The organism is Nitrosopumilus maritimus SCM1 (assembly GCF_000018465.1).
In the GTDB taxonomy this organism is placed as follows: Archaea; Thermoproteota; Nitrososphaeria; order Nitrososphaerales; family Nitrosopumilaceae; genus Nitrosopumilus; species Nitrosopumilus maritimus.
Genome location: NC_010085.1, coordinates 1,382,393 through 1,398,556, shown reverse-complemented (window position 1 = coordinate 1,398,556; position 16,164 = coordinate 1,382,393). Strand labels below are relative to the sequence as shown.

Below are 16,164 nucleotides of genomic sequence, written 5' to 3'. Positions count from 1 at the left end.
GAATGGATGATGATTAAACGATTTCTGCAATACTAATAAGTAGAAATGAATTTTTGAGATCATTGCAAATTGGTCTTTTAGGTAAAGCAAATGTAGGAAAATCCACCTTTTTCTCAGCTGCCACTGAAACTCCTGTTGCTTCCGGAAATTTTCCATTTACTACAATTGAACCAAATGTTGGTGTTGCATATGTTAAAGCTGATTGTGCTTGCAAACATTTCAAAATTGAACATCAAACTGATCTTTGCGTCAATGGAACTCGTTTTATTCCTGTGAAACTTATTGATATTGCTGGATTAGTTCCAGGAGCTCATGAAGGAAAAGGATTGGGAAATCAGTTTCTTGATGATGCAAGACAAGCTGAAGTTTTGATTCATGTTGTTGATATTGCTGGAACTACTGATATTCAAGGACAACCTGTTCCACCTGGAACTCATAATCCATTAGAAGACGTAGAGTTTGTTCAAGACGAATTTGATTTGTGGTTTGCTGATATTTTAAAACGTGATTGGGATAAAATCACTAGAGAGATTCATCAAAAGAGAGCAAAACTTACAGATGGAATTGCAAACCGATTTACAGGTTTAGGCATAAAAGATTTTCAAGTACAAGATGTACTCCAAAAACTTGGTTTTATCTCAAGAGATCCCAAAGAATGGAGTGAAGATGATATTGTTGAATTTGCACGTGAACTGAGAAAAAACACAAAACCAATGATCATTGCTGCAAACAAAGCTGATTTGTGTCCTGATCTTGATATCATAAAAAAAATTAACGATAATGTTATTCCTTGTAGTGCAGAAACTGAATTATTACTAAGAAAAGCATCAAAGGCCGGAATTGTAAATTATTCGTCTGGTGATGAAGGATTTTCAATTGCAGAAGGTAAAGAGATTGCTCCTCCACAACAAAAGGCACTTGATTTGGTGAAATCTGTATTTGAAAAAATCCCTTCTACTGGAATTCAGAAAATTCTTAATACTGCAGTTTTTGATTCATTGAATTTCATTGTAGTCTATCCTGTTGAAGATGAAACTAAACTTACTAACAAAGATGGTGTGATTCTTCCAGATACAAAATTATTGCCTCAAGATTCTACTGCAAAAGATTTGGCTGGATTAATTCATGCAGATATTGCTAAAGGATTTTTGCATGCAATTGACTGTAAAACAAAACAAAGAATCAGCGGTGATCAAAAACTAAAAAATGGCGATGTGATCAAAATCGTATCAACTCTAAGTAGGGGATGATTTGTTAGGTTTAGGAATAGAAAGTACTGCTCATACCTTCTCATGTGCAGTTATAGAAATGAAGGGAAAGAAAGGAAAAATTTTATCTGATGTTCGTAAAATTTATCGTCCTGCTGATGGAGAGGGAATTCATCCACGAGAGGCTTCAAGACACCACATTGAAAATAGTTCTCTAGTATTGTCTGAATGTCTTGATGAGGCAAATATCAAAGTAAATGACTTGGATATTGTATCTTATGCTGGTGGTCCTGGTTTAGGACCTTGTTTACGTGTTGGCGCTGTAGTGGCAAGATCATTGGCATCTTTTTACAAAATTCCAATTTATCCTGTCAATCATGCATTGGGTCATATAGAATTAGGAAAGTTGCTAACTGGTGCAACCAATCCTTTAGTCCTCTTAGTCTCTGGAGGTCACACAATGCTTTTGGCATTTTTAAATAAACAATGGAGAGTGTTTGGTGAAACTTTGGATATTACTTTGGGGCAACTACTTGATCAGTTTGGAAGATCAATTGGTTTTGCTTCTCCTTGTGGAAAAAATATTGAGGAATTGGCAACAACATCTTCTAACTATGTTACATTGCCATATTCTGTAAAGGGAAATGATGTCTCATTTTCTGGATTGCTATCTGCAACAAAATCAGTAGCAAAAAAAAGTAAAGTTGATGCATGCTATTCTCTTCAAGAAACTGCTTTTGCAATGATAGCAGAAGCTGTAGAACGTGCCTTGTCTTTTACGAGAAAAAAAGAACTGATGATTGTAGGTGGTGTTGCAGCTAACAAACGATTATCTGAAATGCTACAAGATGTCTGTAAACGACATGGTGCAAAATTCTTTGTTGTCCCTTTGAAATATGCTGGGGATTGCGGTAGCCAAATATGTTGGACTGGACTTTTAGAATCTCAAATCAAGAAAGGCGTGTCATTAAAAGATACTTTTGTTACTCAGTCTTGGAGATTAGATACTGTTAAAGTGAATTACTAATTCTTGTAATTTGCAACTGCTTCATCAATACTTTTGAGCCAGCTTTTTGTGTTAAACACACCAAACTTGTAGATTTTTTCACCATCATCTGTTTTTACAATAAAACACACTTTTTTCATTAGTAGACCCTCTTTCCATGTTTTGGTTACATTGTCTAATGTAATGTCTAGTATTGTATCTCCCATATGTTTTGAAAAATCCATCATTCTTGCTCTAGTTTTATCAAAAGCTAATCTCTTGTTAGTTAACGTGAGAATTCCTGAACCTAATACATCTTCACTACAATCTTCTTGCTTTAGTCTTTTTTCTCCTTCCTCCATGATTAATTTTTATTGAATTCATTTGAATATAACGTTAATGAAATTGATCAAAAAAGGTGCAGAAGCTGATATTTACCAAACTATGTGGCAAAATTCTAATGCAATTCTGAAAATTAGAAAGACAAAAAATTATAGAAATTCTTCTCTTGACTCAAAAATTCGAAAACAACGAACTATCAAAGAATCTCAAATAATCTCACAAGTAAAATCATTTGGTATTCCTGCACCTCTGATTTATTTTGTAAATCTAAAAAACACATCAATTATCATGCAAGAAATTCCTGGAAAACCAGTTCATGATTTATCAGAATCAAAAATAATTCAATTATCTAAAACAATTGGAAAATTAGTTGGAATGCTTCACAAAAATGGCATTATGCATGGGGATTTAACCACTTCAAATTTTATTTTCTTCAAAAATAATGTCTATGTTATTGATTTTGGCTTGTCACAAAATACAATAAAACCTGAAGATCATGCAGTTGATTTACGATTAATCAAGGAAATCTTGAACAGTGCCCATGCAAAAATCATGATTCCTGCTTGGAAAAATTTCCTACTTGGATACAAATATGTAGTTGGTAATACCAATTATGTGAAAATTACTAAATTGGTATCTGATATAGAAAGTCGTGGTAGATATGCACAAGTCGTTTGATCTATACTTTGTATCCTCAAACTCTCACAAATACAAAGAGGCAAAAAATATTCTAGATTCCTTTGGAATAAAATTAGGTTTTCTCAAATTAACTTTGGAAGAAATCCAATCCAATTCTCTAAAAGAGATTGCAGAAAACAAAGCTAAAGATGCATTTTCTAAATGTAAAAAACCAATAATTATTGAAGATGATGGTTTATTCATTGATTCTTTGAATGGGTTTCCAGGTCCTTATTCATCATATGTGTTCAGAACAATTGGCAACAATGGAATTCTAAAGCTACTTTCATCAAAAAGAAATGCAAAGTTTGTTTCTCTTATTACTTATTGTGATAAAAAAAATCTCAAAACTTTTGACGCAAAATTAGATGGTACTATTTCAAAATCTCAAAAGGGTAAGGGTTGGGGATATGATCCAATATTCATTCCAAAAAATTCTAGAAAAACTTTTGCAGAAATTAATCACAAAAATGAATTATCACACAGATTCAAAGCATTAAAAAAATTCTCTAATTGGTATTTACATAAGCTGGAATCCAACGATCGATAAACCTTTCATTATTTTGTAAAATTGAAATTCGTGAAACAAAACTTTCATCCATTACTGAAAATATTTGACTTTGCTTTGCAATTTGTTCACTAAATCTTTTCACTTCTTCCATCTCTAACATGTTTGAATGTTCTAATCTGTTGGTAGAACGTCCAATATGCATGTATGATTTTATTTCTATAAAATGTGGGCTTGCTTCTTTGAACATTTTTGCAAATGCTGGAATCATAGATTTCTGATCATTATAATTTCTAATCAAGGTTATTCGTAGAACCGTTCGTGTGTTGAGATGCTTTAACATCCCAAGTGTTCTATTCCATCTTTCCCATGAGTCATCATATTTTGGTTTGTTAATTTTCAAAAATGATTCATAGTCTGCTGCATTAGTTGATAAATACAATTGTGTTGGAAGTGCATCTTCGTCTTGTAGTTTTTGAATCATATCTGGTTCCTGACCATTTGTAACAAGAAAAATTGATTTTGTTGCTTCAAGTGAATTTAGATACTTTATCAACTCTGGTAATTTTGGATACATTGTTGGTTCACCTGAAAGTGAAATTGCATAGTGACTAGGAAGTAATGACTCATCTAATCTTTGTTTATCATTTCTTGAATCACCATAATACCCATTGATCAATTTTTTTCTTTCAGCCATCAGTTTAGTTAAAATTTCTTCAGGTTCGGCAACTTGTTCTGGTTTCATTTCTAATGAATCATAAAACTCCATTGGTCTCCAACAATACACACAACGATTTTCACAATGCATCCCAGCTGGCGAAAATTCCATACACCTGTGAGTTGAAATTCCATAAAACTTGTGTTTATAGCAACTACCTTCATGCTTGAATGATTTTTTTGTCCAATGACATAGTTCTACAGTAGAATGATCTGAAACCCCATACTTTGCTTTTTTTAATTGCTCAGAAATTGCAGGCTTGATCTGAATTAGTTGCTCTTCTTCAACTACCTCTCCAGAACAACTCATAAGTCCAGATCTTGTTTTGGTTTACTTAAATTGATCGAGTTTTTTTGTAAAGGATTGAAATTTTCCCAAAACCATTGATATTTTTGGTCGAATTTAGAGTGAGGTTTAATAACTGGATCCTCAGGAATATTTTAGGCATTGAAGAAAATACACACTTTACCATTCCTATTGTTACTGTTAACGACTCTAACTAGTATGCCTATGAATCCTGCATTTGCAGCAACTGACTTAGATAATGACGGTGTTGATGATACTGTTGATGCATGTCCTAATTTACGTGAAGATAATGAAGGTGCCATAGATGGTTGTCCATCAAATTTTGTTCCATGGTATGATGAAGATTATGATGGAATAGAAGATCATATTGATCAATGTCCAAATCTTAGAGAAAAATACAATAAATTCCAAGATGAAGATGGTTGTCCAGATATTTCTCCTCAAGGAGGACCTGGTGGATTGCCTGACTCTGACGGTGATGGATTTGTAGATACTGTAGATAAATGTCCTAATCAACCAGAAACATTCAATGGCATTTTAGATAGAGATGGTTGTCCAGATGACTTTGGTTCTGGTGACCGTGATAGAGATGGAGTTCCTGATGCAATTGATGCATGTCCACTAAGTCCAGAAACTTACAATAGATTCCAAGATGCAGATGGTTGCCCTGATGCACAAAATGATTTAGCTTTTATTGATACCGATAATGATGGCATAAAAGATTCACTAGATTTGTGTCCAACAGAACCTGAAGTGTATAATGATTATTTAGACACTGACGGTTGTCCAGATGTTACATTAGATTCTGATTTCATTGATACTGATGGTGATGGAATTGCAAATCAATTTGATATTTGTCCTACTGATCCTGAAACTTTTAATCGCTTTGCTGATTATGACGGTTGCCCAGATTCTATTCCATCCTTTATTGGTTCTTTAAATGATGCAGATGGTGATAGAATAATGGATACTGATGATGCATGTCCACTAGAACCTGAAAGATACAATGGATTCCAAGATGATGACGGTTGCCCAGATATTCCACCTTATACAAGTGATAGTGATTCAGACATGGATGGAATTCCAAATAGTATTGATCAATGTCCTACTGTGAAAGAAACTTACAATAAATTCCAAGACCTTGATGGCTGTCCAGACTTTGTTGCAGACAACAGAGGTGCAATTGATTCAGATGGTGATGGCATAATTGACAACCGAGACTTGTGCCCAAATCAACCAGAAATTCATAATGGATTCCAAGACCGAGATGGTTGTCCTGACTCTTATGGTACTGGTGACCGTGATAGAGATGGTATTATTGATGGATTAGATCAGTGTCCTACTGCAAAAGAAACTTACAACAAGTTCCAAGATTCTGATGGTTGTCCTGATTCTGTGTCTGGACTTTCAGCATTGGACTTTGATGGTGATGGAATTTCTGACTTGAATGATCAATGTCCACTAAGACCTGAAACATTCAACGGATATCAAGATAAAGATGGATGTCCAGATGAATCTGTTATGGATTCAGATGGTGATGGAATTAGAGATAGTTTAGATCAATGTCCATCAGAACCTGAAACATGGAATAGATACAACGACGATGACGGATGTCCAGATACTCCTGGTGAAGGAGATTCAGACTTTGATGGTATTTTAGACTCTGTAGATGAATGTCCACTAGATAGAGAAAGATACAATGGATTCCAAGATGAAGATGGCTGTCCTGACTATCCTGACTTCCTTACTAGCATGGATTCAGACTTTGATGGAATAGTTGACTTGGAAGATCAATGTCCTCTTGTTCCAGAAACTTACAACAGATTCCAAGACTTGGATGGTTGTCCTGATTCTGTTGCAGATAACAAAGGTTCTCCAGATTCAGATAATGATGGAATAAATGATTACAATGATCATTGCCCAAATCAACCAGAAACCTATAATGGAATTCTTGATCTTGATGGCTGTCCTGATGATTACATCCTAGGTTATGACAGAGATCAAGATGGTATTCCTGATGCAATTGATGCATGTCCAACTGCAAAAGAAACTTGGAATAAATTCCAAGACGATGACGGATGTCCAGATACAATATCTGAATCATTTGTAGTTGATTCAGACAATGATGGAATTCTTGATGTTGATGATGATTGTCCACTAGTTGCAGAAAATTACAACGGCTTCCAAGATGAAGATGGTTGCCCTGATGTTGATAATGTCCAACCAGATACCGATGGTGATGGTGTACCTGATGTAATGGATATGTGCCCAACTCAAAATGAAACCTGGAATAATTATGTTGACTATGACGGATGTCCAGATACTCTTCCAATTGGAAATGTTGTAATTGATAGTGATGGCGATGGAATTAATGATAATGTTGATTTGTGTCCAAATCTTAAAGAATCTTGGAACAAATACAACGATGCTGATGGTTGCCCTGATATTGCTCCAGAACAATCAAGATACAAACACGATGCTGATTTAGATGATATCATCAATGAACATGATCTCTGCCCACTTGAACCAGAGGACTATGACGGTGACAATGACACTGACGGTTGTCCAGACTCTTAGGTGCTTGTAACATGAAACAATATCTTTTAGGATTTTTAATTTTACTTACCATAACTATTGGAATGACACCAAACAGTGTTTTTGCAAATACTACAATTGACACTGATGGTGATGGTGTTCCAAATGCTGTTGATCAATGTCCTCATCTCTTAGAGGACTATGATCCTGAATACGGTAACAACATTGACGGTTGTCCTGCAGACTTTGTTCCATGGTATGATGCTGATTATGATGGTATTCAAGATCATGTTGATAACTGTCCAACCGTAAAAGAAACCTACAATCGTTTCCAAGACACTGACGGTTGTCCTGATTTGTCCCCTGATGGTCCAAAAAATGTTGCTGATACCGATGGCGATGGCTTTCCTGATTATCTAGACTTGTGTCCAAATAGACCTGAAACATTTAATGGAATTGATGACACTGACGGTTGTCCTGATGATGATCGTTCTATAATGGATCGTGATCAAGATGGAATTTCTGACGGTAAAGATACTTGTCCACTAGAACCTGAGACTTACAACAAATACCAAGACACTGATGGTTGTCCTGATTCAGTTGATGGTGCACTATCTGGATATACATTCCCTGACACTGACGGTGATGGAATTGAAGATAGATGGGATGCTTGTATTCATGAGCCAGAAAATTATAATAATAATCTAGATTGGGACGGTTGTCCTGATATTCCTGGAGTGACGAATCCTACAGCTCCTGATGCTGACTTTGATGGCATTCCTGATGATGTTGATGCTTGTCCATTAGATCGTGAAAATTATAATAAATTTGAAGACACTGACGGTTGCCCAGATGTTGTCAAACATGTAATCTTTGGTGATTCTGATGGAGATGGAATACTTGATCAAAATGATTCGTGTCCATTTAGTCCTGAGACTTATAACAAATACTTAGACACTGACGGTTGCCCTGATTGGGTTGCTGATAACAAACTATCTGCTGACACTGATGGTGATGGAATTATTGATAATCTAGACTTGTGTCCTACTAGACCTGAAACTTACAATAAATTCCAAGATACTGATGGTTGTCCTGATGATTCACTTTATAGATTTGATGCAGACATGGATGGAATTTTAGACATTAATGATGCATGCCCACTAGAACCTGAGACTTACAATAAATACCAAGACACTGATGGTTGTCCTGATTCAGTTGATGGTGCACTATCTGGATATACATTCCCTGACACTGACGGTGATGGAATTGAAGATAGATGGGATGCTTGTATTCATGAGCCAGAAAACTATAATGGATTTTTAGATGACGACGGTTGCCCTGAAATTGTAGGTACTTCTGGAACTGATATGATTGATTCTGATTATGATGGTATTGCAGACCACTTGGATGAATGTCCAACTATTGCTGAAAGATATAATAAATTCCAAGATGAAGATGGATGCCCTGACAGTGTTGTTCATCAAACAGTAGGTGACTATGATGGAGATGGAATATTTGATGATGTGGATCAATGTCCTACTGCAAAAGAAACTTACAATAAATTCCAAGACACTGACGGTTGCCCTGATTGGGTTGCTGATAACAAACTATCTGCTGACACTGATGGTGATGGAATATTTGATTATCTAGACTTGTGTCCTACTAGACCTGAAACTTACAATGGATTCCAAGACACTGATGGTTGTCCAGATGATTCTATTTCTAAACTTGATTCAGATATGGATGGAATTTTAGACATTAATGATGCATGCCCACTAGAACCTGAGACTTACAATAAATACCAAGACACTGATGGTTGTCCTGATTCAGTTGATGGTGCACTATCTGGATATACATTCCCTGACACTGACGGTGATGGAATTGAAGATAGATGGGATGCTTGTATTTATGAGCCAGAAAACTATAATGATTATCTAGATTGGGACGGTTGTCCTGATGTCCTAGGTGCAGAATCCACTGCCCCTGTATATGCTGACTCTGATGGTGACGGCTATCCTGATTCAATTGATTCTTGTCCATCAAAACCCGAAACCTGGAACAAATATCTCGATAAAGATGGCTGTCCTGATATTGCTCCAGAACAACAGAGATTTGTCCATGATGATGATCTAGATGACATCATTAATGATGAAGACTTGTGTCCACTTGATCCTGAAGACTATGATGGTGACAGAGACACTGACGGTTGTCCTGATCCATAATCAATACTGATTTCTAGTATTTCGAAAAAATCTATTTAACGTGAGACTTAATAAATACTTGATAATAGCGAAATCAGGGATTATGAAACAATATATTTTAGGATTTTTAATTTTACTTACCATAACTATTGGAATGACACCAAACATTGTTTTTGCAAATACTACAATTGACACTGATGGTGATGGTGTTCCAAATGCTGTTGATTTTTGTCCTCATCTCTTAGAGGACTATGATCCTGAATACGGTAACAACATTGACGGCTGTCCTGCAGACTTTGTTCCTTGGTATGATGCTGATTATGATGGTATCCAAGATCATATCGATAGATGTCCGACCGTAAAAGAAACTTACAACAAGTTCCAAGACACTGACGGTTGTCCTGATTTGTCCCCTGATGGTGATACTGGAATTGCTGACTCTGATGGTGACGGCTTTCCTGATTATCTAGACTTGTGTCCAAATAGACCTGAAACATTTAATGGAATTGATGACACTGACGGTTGTCCTGATGATGATCATTCTCTACTGGATCGTGATCAAGATGGAATTTCTGACGGTAAAGATGCTTGTCCACTAGAGCCTGAAACTTACAACTTTTATCAAGATTCTGACGGCTGTCCTGACTCTGTTGACACTACAACTTCTCTTTATCAATTTCCAGATACTGATGGTGATGGAATAGACGATAGATGGGATCAATGTCTAAACGAACCTGAAAACTATAACAATTTCCAGGATCAAGATGGTTGTATTGATATTCCAGGTGTAGATTCAGAAGGCTTTATCGATTCTGATTTTGATAGTATTGGTGATGATGTTGATGCTTGTCCATTAGAACGTGAAAATTACAACAAGTTCCAAGATTCTGACGGCTGTCCAGATGTCTTACAATTGCCAATTTCTGGTGATGCAGATGGTGATGGTTTGTTAAATGCAAATGATGCATGTCCATACAGTCCTGAAACTTACAACAAGCTCCAAGATTCTGACGGTTGCCCTGATTCTCTTACAGATGGCTTTACTGCCTATGACTCTGATGGTGATGGCATTATTGATAATTTAGATTGGTGTCCAAATCAACCTGAAACATTTAATGGATTCCAAGATTCTGACGGTTGCCCAGATTATTCTATTTCCACACTTGACTCTGATAGAGATGGTGTTCCAAATGTCTCAGACTCTTGTCCACTAGAGCCTGAAACTTACAACTTTTATCAAGATTCTGACGGCTGTCCAGACTCTGTTGACGGTGTTTTGTTTTCTTATACATTCCCAGATGCAGATGGTGATGGAATAGATGATAGATGGGATGCATGTCTTGATGAACAAGAGAACTTTAACGGATTTTTAGATTCTGACGGCTGTCCAGATACTCCAGGAATTTCAAAATCTTCATTACTTGATACTGATTATGATCATATCCCTGACGTTCGTGATTCATGTCCTACTATTGCAGAAAATTACAACAAATTCCAAGATGAAGATGGATGCCCTGATACAATAGAACATGATTCATTTGGAGATTCTGATGGAGATGGAATAATTGATAAAATGGATCAATGTCCTACCGCAAAAGAAACTTACAATAAATTCCAAGATACTGACGGTTGTCCTGATTCTCTTACAGATGGCTTTACTGCCTATGACTCTGATGGTGATGGCATTATTGATAATTTAGATCTCTGTCCAACACAACCTGAAACTTACAATAAATTCCAAGATACTGACGGTTGTCCTGATGATTCTCGATCTACACTTGATTCAGACATGGATGGAATTCCAAATGTTTTAGACTCTTGCCCACTAGAGCCTGAAACTTATAATTTTTATCAAGATACTGACGGTTGCCCTGATTCTACTGGTACTGTGACTTCATCCTATTCTTTCCCAGATGCTGATGGTGATGGAATAGATGATAGATGGGATGCATGTCTTGATGAACAAGAGAACTTTAACGGATACTTGGATTGGGATGGCTGCCCAGATATATTGGCTGCAGCACCAACAGCACCAACAAAATTTGACTCTGATGGTGACGGATTCTATGATTCAATTGATTCTTGTCCATCAAAACCAGAAACCTGGAATAAATACAACGATGATGATGGTTGTCCAGATATTGCCCCAGAACAACAAAGATTTGTCCATGATGATGATCTAGATGACATCATTAATGATGAAGACTTGTGTCCACTTGATCCTGAAGACTATGATGGTGACAGAGACACTGACGGTTGTCCAGATAACTGATTTTTGAAATAGTAAATATATTCAAATTATTTAGTTTGTTTATGCTTCCAAAATTTTCTAGTAGGGCATTTTTAGCTCCTATGGCAGGAGTTAGTGATCCTGCATTGAGATTACAATGCAAAAAAATGGGAGCTGGATTGGTAGTAACAGAATTTACCAGTATTCATAGCATTATTGCAAAAGAAGAACAACTCAAAGAAAATATGAAAACAATTCAAGAATTCATTGAATTTTCAGAACAAGAAAGACCTATTTCTGTTCAATTGTTTGGTTCTGATCTTTATGCATTAGAAAAAGCTGCAACTATTGTGGAACCATATTTTGATATTATTGATTACAACATGGGTTGTCCTGCTCCACACATTACACAACAAATGGCCGGTGGAGCTCTTTTGCAAGAGGTAAATCTTACACAACAAATTTTCGAAACCCTTGTGAATGCTGTAAAAAAACCTGTAACTCTAAAGATTCGTTCTGGTGTAACTGATGCAAGTAAATTTCTCTTTAGAGATATTGCAGAAATTGCAGAAGATCAAGGAATTCAAATGATAACTTTTCATCCTAGAACTGTCAGTCAAGGATATTCTGGAAGTGCAGATTGGAAATTAATCAAGGAATTAAAAGAGATCTCCAATATTCCTGTAGTTGGAAATGGTGATATTACTACTCCTGAAGATGCCAAAATGATGCTTGATGAGACTGGTTGTGATTATGTTATGATTGGCCGTGGTGCCATGGGAAACCCTTTCTTATTTGAACAGATTAATGATTATCTTAAAACTGGTTCATACAAAGAATATTCTTTCAAAGATAGATTGGATTCTTTCTTTGATTATCTTCATCTTACAAATCAATACAAAATCAAATTCTCTAATATCAAAAGTCAAGCTATGAGATTTACAAAAGGATTGAAGGGTGGTTCCAAACTACGTTCTAAAATCACATTTTCAAAAAATCTTGAAGACCTAGAAAAAATTATGCGTGAAGCATATTCTATATCTTAAATTTATTTTCAAATTTAGTTATTTTCTTTACAAATGTTAATGGTTCTATCCAAAATAATATTGAATTTTTAAGTAAATCGGACTATTCTTATATATTTCAAGATGGCATTTTAGTTATGAAAGTAGGAGTTGAATCATAATTGGCAACAGCTTATGTTCTCATAAACTGTGAGCTTGGTTCTGAAGAAGCTGTAATTTCAGAACTAAAATCTATTGAAGGTGTTGTTGAAGTTCATGGCACATTTGGTGCATATGATATTTTAGCAAAAGTGGAATCTTCTCAAGTAGAAGCATTACGTGAAACTATTACTTGGAAGATTAGAAAGATCCCAAAAATTAGATCGACACTAACTCTGATGGGTATTGAAGGACAACAGTGACTTCAAAATCCTTTGCTTTTATACTTAGTTTGCAATAAGAATCATCCCTTCAAAAAACATGTCCTCCAAAAGGATACCTCCTGAGAGGAAAAATTTCCTCTCAGCAGCTTATTTTAAAATAAAATAAAATGATTAGAGGGCTTCAGAACCCGTCTTTTTAGATGCTATATTTAGAGCACTTTCTACACTAGAGACTGTAATAATTCCATCTCCACCCTTTCCTGTAAAAGCTGCATCTGCAATTGCTGAAGATACTTTCTCTACTTCAGAGTCATCTACCACTGTTATCACTGTTGCAACTTTGTTGTATTCTGCTGTGAATGAACCTGTACCTCTTCCTGATCTGATCTCTTGTCTTTTTCCAGAGCCTCTACCCTTTCCCTCTGTGATGGTAAATCCTCCAACAATGTCTTTAATTGCATCAGAAACTGCACCGGCCTTGTCCACTTGAACAGTTGCCTCAATTCGTTTCATTTGCATTTGTTTTTTGCTATTGTTTAAAAAAGATCATATGTATTTTTTAGAGTTTTATGATACATTGCTGGTTATTTCATAATCCTCTGAGCTTTTTAGTATATGTGAGATAGGACATTATGAAAAGTGATGAAAAGAGATCTCACAGACTAAACTATCTTCTAAAATGCTATCTGAGTAATCCTCAAGAAAATGTCCTATATCAGAGAGCAAAACAGATGGGAGTCTCTGATTCTACTGCAAAAGACTACATCAGAACTGTCATTATACAAGCACAAAAGATCTACTCAAAATAGTCTCAAATTCTTTGATTATGTAGAAATTATTCGAAATATTAAACAAGGAATTCATAAATAATCATTATAGGAGAAAGTACTCGTGGATTCCTTACTTGATGATGTAAAGGCACTTTTGGAAAAAGATTTTGGTGATGATAGAATCCTAAAACAAATTCGTCGAGCTTGTGAAAATAATGAGGTTATTAGTAATTTTGAAAGAAACTATGTAAAAAAATTAGCAGAAAAACATCTTGGAAGAAAACCAGAAACTCCTAATGTTGAAAAAACTGAAATTCCTGTTGAAAAACCCGTGGTTCCAGATGTAGTGATACCTGAAACACCATCAATTCAAAAAACTCAAACAATCCATAAAACACAACCAAAAATTTCCTCTTCTTCCTCAAAGAACAAGTTAATGATAGGAATTGGTGTTGTTGCATTGGTAGTAATTATTGCAGCTGCTGTATCTCTTGGTGGAATTTCTAATGTGACTCCTAAGACGGTTCCTCCTATTGTAAATACTCCTACAGGAACAGAATCACTAATGATTCAAACTGACTTTTCATCATACAACAATAAAGACATCATATCAATAAATGGTATTTCAGATACCACTGGTTCAGTAAATCTATCCATAGAAAACCAGAAAGGTGAACTTGTTTGGACAGAACAACTCTCTCTAAAAAGTGATGGAAGATATTCCACACTTGCAATTGCTGGTGGCCCTGGATGGGAGAGTTCTGGCACTTACACTATCAAAGTAGATAATGGTGCTGAGACAAAGTCTAGCACATTTTCATTTACTACATAATTCTTTCAAACTCTTTCCAGTGTGAGTCAATAATGTCTCTTAATTTTTCTACACTAATCTCTTCCATGTATTCACGATAAACTATGTACTTGTTTTGTCGATTGGATTCGTCTCCGTAAATATCGCTGGTATTTTTTGGAATTGCATTTGATTTCCAATGATTCATCTCAAAGACCCATACTGTTGCATCAGGATTTGAAAAATCAATGTCATCACACCCTACAACATACAAATAGCATTTTGCTGACTGGTTTAATTTTTCATGTAATTTTTCATATGCAATCATCTGGCCTTTTGCAATGTTTATCTTATCATTATGAAATCCCTTGAATTCCAGTATGACAAATCCTCCTTTATGTTCAATTAACCAGTCAATATCCGTGCCTCCGGAGGCTATCATTCCATGTACAATGAGATCCCCTAATACTTCTCTGCCACGAGTAAATTCTGACTCGTCAAAAATCTGATACTTTGCCTTTTGGCTTTTGCGACTCACTTGAGGCTTGAAATCATTTCGTGCAGGCTCATTTTTTTCATAAAGATTATCAATCAAATCACTAGTTTCATTGGCCATAAAGTTTTCAATTTAAAACCTAATGATAAGAGAGTTTGTAAAATATAGTAAAGTTGTTCTATTTTTCTGGCTTATCTGCAGAAAAATTCTCCGCCAGCACCTTTGTACAAAATAAAATATTCTTCAGGATTCTTTCTTTCTTTTTTTGCATTTAGTACATCTTGATACATTTCAAAATGTTCTACTAGATACAATTGGTTTCCTGGCTCTGAAAAATAATCAATTCCAATCAAATCAAATCCTTTGTCTGGAGTTAGTTTTTTCTTTTCTTCTTCAAAATTATTTTCAGTCAATCTATTCGTCATAGATCATTAGATTTTTTTCTTCTAAGACTGAATGTAGGTTGTGAACAGAGCGATAAACATCTGATTCTTTTTTAGCTCCAGTACATACTAATTTTCCTGATGCAAATAACAAGATTACGGTTTTTGGATCAAGCATTCTGTGAATTAGTCCTGGAAATTGCTCAGGTTCGTACATGCTTCTTGGTAATGTCCTTGCTGCTTTTTCTAGATGTATTTTTCCACCTAGATTAATTGCTGCAACAATATTTTGTACAGTAATAACTGCATCATTTTTTATTTTGATTTTTCCTTTTCTTAATTTTTGAACTACAGTGTTTACAGCTTTGATTGCCATTTCTTCAGATTTTGCACCAGTACAAACCATTTTTCCTGTTCTGAAGATCAATGTTGCAGTTCTTGGAGTACTTAATCTGAAAACTAATCCTGGAAATTGTTCTGGATGATATTCAGTATCTGGAAATTTTTCTGTAATCTCATTCAAGTCAATTTTTTGATCAACTGATGCAGATGCAACAACATTTTCAACACTCACAATAGGCTTTGTTTGAGGCATGACGAGGGTCTTTAAATATGCCCTTTATATAT

At 35.4% G+C, this 16,164-nt stretch carries 17 protein-coding genes; 11 read left to right on the top strand and 6 right to left on the bottom strand.

Features of this window, described 5'->3' with window-relative positions:
- Positions 1-62: 62 nt before the first annotated feature.
- Positions 63-1,250, top strand: coding sequence for a redox-regulated ATPase YchF (locus NMAR_RS08220; RefSeq protein WP_148680225.1), 1,188 nt, complete (start codon positions 63-65; stop codon positions 1,248-1,250).
- 1 nt (position 1,251) lies between these two features.
- On the top strand, positions 1,252-2,235 hold the full coding sequence (gene kae1, locus NMAR_RS08215) for a KEOPS complex N(6)-L-threonylcarbamoyladenine synthase Kae1 (RefSeq protein ID WP_012215916.1): 984 nt from the start codon (positions 1,252-1,254) through the stop codon (positions 2,233-2,235).
- Here kae1 and NMAR_RS08210 read toward each other — a convergent pair.
- Entirely contained in the window at positions 2,232-2,555 is a 324-nt protein-coding gene (locus NMAR_RS08210; RefSeq protein WP_012215915.1) for a hypothetical protein, read from the bottom strand. The two genes, kae1 and NMAR_RS08210, sit on opposite strands and share 4 nt — an antisense overlap.
- Before the next feature lie 37 nt (positions 2,556-2,592).
- Between NMAR_RS08210 and NMAR_RS08205 the strand changes: the two genes are divergently transcribed.
- Together NMAR_RS08205 and rdgB are read left to right on the top strand one after the other, a co-directional pair.
- On the top strand, positions 2,593-3,213 hold the full coding sequence (locus tag NMAR_RS08205; RefSeq protein WP_012215914.1) for a KEOPS complex kinase/ATPase Bud32: 621 nt from the start codon (positions 2,593-2,595) through the stop codon (positions 3,211-3,213).
- Entirely contained in the window at positions 3,197-3,763 is a 567-nt protein-coding gene (gene rdgB / locus NMAR_RS08200; RefSeq protein ID WP_012215913.1) for an RdgB/HAM1 family non-canonical purine NTP pyrophosphatase, read from the top strand. Before NMAR_RS08205 ends, rdgB begins: the two co-directional genes overlap by 17 nt.
- Here the strand turns inward: rdgB and twy1 are convergent.
- A complete protein-coding gene (gene twy1 / locus NMAR_RS08195; protein WP_012215912.1) occupies positions 3,723-4,748 on the bottom strand; it encodes a 4-demethylwyosine synthase TYW1 in 1,026 nt (341 codons plus the stop codon). The two genes, rdgB and twy1, sit on opposite strands and share 41 nt — an antisense overlap.
- A 195-nt stretch (positions 4,749-4,943) precedes the next feature.
- Between twy1 and NMAR_RS08190 the strand changes: the two genes are divergently transcribed.
- The 5 genes from NMAR_RS08190 to NMAR_RS08170 all read left to right on the top strand — a co-directional run bounded on the left by NMAR_RS08190 (position 4,944) and on the right by NMAR_RS08170 (position 13,137).
- A complete protein-coding gene (locus NMAR_RS08190) occupies positions 4,944-7,322 on the top strand; it encodes a thrombospondin type 3 repeat-containing protein (protein WP_012215911.1) in 2,379 nt (792 codons plus the stop codon).
- Positions 7,323-7,333: 11 nt separating this feature from the next.
- Positions 7,334-9,502, top strand: coding sequence for a thrombospondin type 3 repeat-containing protein (locus NMAR_RS08185; RefSeq protein WP_012215910.1), 2,169 nt, complete (start codon positions 7,334-7,336; stop codon positions 9,500-9,502).
- Between the two features lie 82 nt (positions 9,503-9,584).
- Positions 9,585-11,753, top strand: a complete 2,169-nt coding sequence (locus NMAR_RS08180) for a thrombospondin type 3 repeat-containing protein (RefSeq protein ID WP_012215909.1) — start codon at positions 9,585-9,587, stop codon at positions 11,751-11,753.
- A gap of 41 nt (positions 11,754-11,794) precedes the next feature.
- Entirely contained in the window at positions 11,795-12,757 is a 963-nt protein-coding gene (gene dusB / locus NMAR_RS08175) for a tRNA dihydrouridine synthase DusB (RefSeq protein WP_012215908.1), read from the top strand.
- Between the two features lie 140 nt (positions 12,758-12,897).
- On the top strand, positions 12,898-13,137 hold the full coding sequence (locus NMAR_RS08170) for an Lrp/AsnC family transcriptional regulator (protein ID WP_012215907.1): 240 nt from the start codon (positions 12,898-12,900) through the stop codon (positions 13,135-13,137).
- 132 nt (positions 13,138-13,269) lie between these two features.
- On the opposite strand, the gene NMAR_RS08165 is transcribed toward NMAR_RS08170, so the two are convergent.
- On the bottom strand, positions 13,270-13,611 hold the full coding sequence (locus tag NMAR_RS08165) for a P-II family nitrogen regulator (protein WP_148680224.1): 342 nt from the start codon (positions 13,609-13,611) through the stop codon (positions 13,270-13,272).
- Positions 13,612-13,730: 119 nt separating this feature from the next.
- Between NMAR_RS08165 and NMAR_RS09855 the strand changes: the two genes are divergently transcribed.
- Complete coding sequence (locus tag NMAR_RS09855; RefSeq protein WP_187146536.1) at positions 13,731-13,907, top strand: hypothetical protein; 177 nt, start codon at positions 13,731-13,733, stop codon at positions 13,905-13,907.
- 82 nt (positions 13,908-13,989) lie between these two features.
- Complete coding sequence (locus NMAR_RS08160) at positions 13,990-14,700, top strand: hypothetical protein (RefSeq protein ID WP_012215905.1); 711 nt, start codon at positions 13,990-13,992, stop codon at positions 14,698-14,700.
- Here NMAR_RS08160 and NMAR_RS08155 read toward each other — a convergent pair.
- From NMAR_RS08155 to NMAR_RS08145, 3 genes are all read right to left on the bottom strand, one after another.
- The gene (locus tag NMAR_RS08155; protein WP_012215904.1) at positions 14,693-15,274 is read right to left on the bottom strand and encodes a hypothetical protein; all 582 of its coding nucleotides are present in this window, start codon (positions 15,272-15,274) and stop codon (positions 14,693-14,695) included. The genes NMAR_RS08160 and NMAR_RS08155 overlap by 8 nt on opposite strands.
- Before the next feature lie 71 nt (positions 15,275-15,345).
- On the bottom strand, positions 15,346-15,567 hold the full coding sequence (locus tag NMAR_RS08150) for a hypothetical protein (RefSeq protein ID WP_148680223.1): 222 nt from the start codon (positions 15,565-15,567) through the stop codon (positions 15,346-15,348).
- 1 nt (position 15,568) lies between these two features.
- Positions 15,569-16,132: a TATA-box-binding protein gene (locus NMAR_RS08145; protein WP_012215902.1), complete on the bottom strand. Its 564-nt coding sequence runs from the start codon at positions 16,130-16,132 to the stop codon at positions 15,569-15,571.
- Between the last annotated feature and the right edge of the window lie 32 nt (positions 16,133-16,164).